General features: G+C 56.8%; 1 protein-coding gene. It reads left to right on the top strand.

Annotated features, from left to right (window positions below; all coding sequences use genetic code 11):
* On the top strand, window positions 1-985 hold a 985-nt coding region (locus CU102_RS28265; protein ID WP_106714347.1), incomplete at both ends, for an NAD(P)/FAD-dependent oxidoreductase.

The raw sequence follows: 985 nt of genomic DNA, 5'->3' as shown, positions 1-985 counted from the left end.
ATTGGAAGCCGAACGCATCGGCTGGGGCGCTTCCGGACGCAATGGCGGTTTTGTCAGTCCGGGTTATGCCAATGACGGCGATGCGATCGAGCGCGCCGTGGGCGCTGACCACGCCCGCAAACTCCACGCCCTGTCGATCGAGGGTATGAAATTTGTACGCGATACAATTGATGAGTTGGACATTGTCGCCGCAGCACCCACGCACGGAATTATGAGCGTATTGCGCTACGAGAACAGCCAAGCTCTTCTCGCGCGTGCTGACTATCTCCAGCGGGAATTCGATTATTCTGTCGAGTACATGAGCCGGGACCAAGTGCAGAATGTCCTTCGCTCGAAACGCTATTTTCAGGCACTGCGCGATCCGCAGGCGTTTCACATACATCCGCTCAATTATCTTCGCTCCGCAGCGCGGGAAATCCGGCGGCTGGGCGGAAAAATATTTGAAGGCAGCCCGGCCTTATCATGTGATTTCAGTCGATCCGAGAAAATCGTCCGTACAGCTCGGGGAGAAATAAGAACGCGGCGCGTCATCGTCGCAAGCGGAGGGTACACGACGGGACTAATTCCGAAAATGAAACGCAGCTTTCTGCCTATCGCCACCTACGTCATGATGACAGAAGAAGCTCCGGATCTTATCCGCCAAGCCATCACCACGACCGACGCAGTTGGCGATAATCGGCGAGCCGGGGATTATTATCGCGTCATCGAGGGCGGCAAGCGTCTGCTCTGGGGCGGGCGCATCACCACGAGGGCCGCATCGCCTGCAGCTCTCGCCGTTGAACTGCACCGAGAAATGGCGCGTACCTATCCGCAGCTCGCTGACTTGAAAATCGAAACATCCTGGTCGGGGCTGATGTCATATGCACGACATCTCATGCCCCAGATTGGGCAACTGCACTCGGATGTGTGGTACTGCACGGCATTTGGAGGTCATGGACTGAACACGACAGCGATTGGCGGTAAGGTGATCGCTGAGGCGATCCTC

Source organism: Phyllobacterium brassicacearum (assembly GCF_003010955.1).
Taxonomy (GTDB): Bacteria; Pseudomonadota; Alphaproteobacteria; order Rhizobiales; family Rhizobiaceae; genus Phyllobacterium; species Phyllobacterium brassicacearum.
Note: the sequence above shows the minus strand (reverse complement) of the source record. Positions and strands in the feature narration are given on the sequence as shown.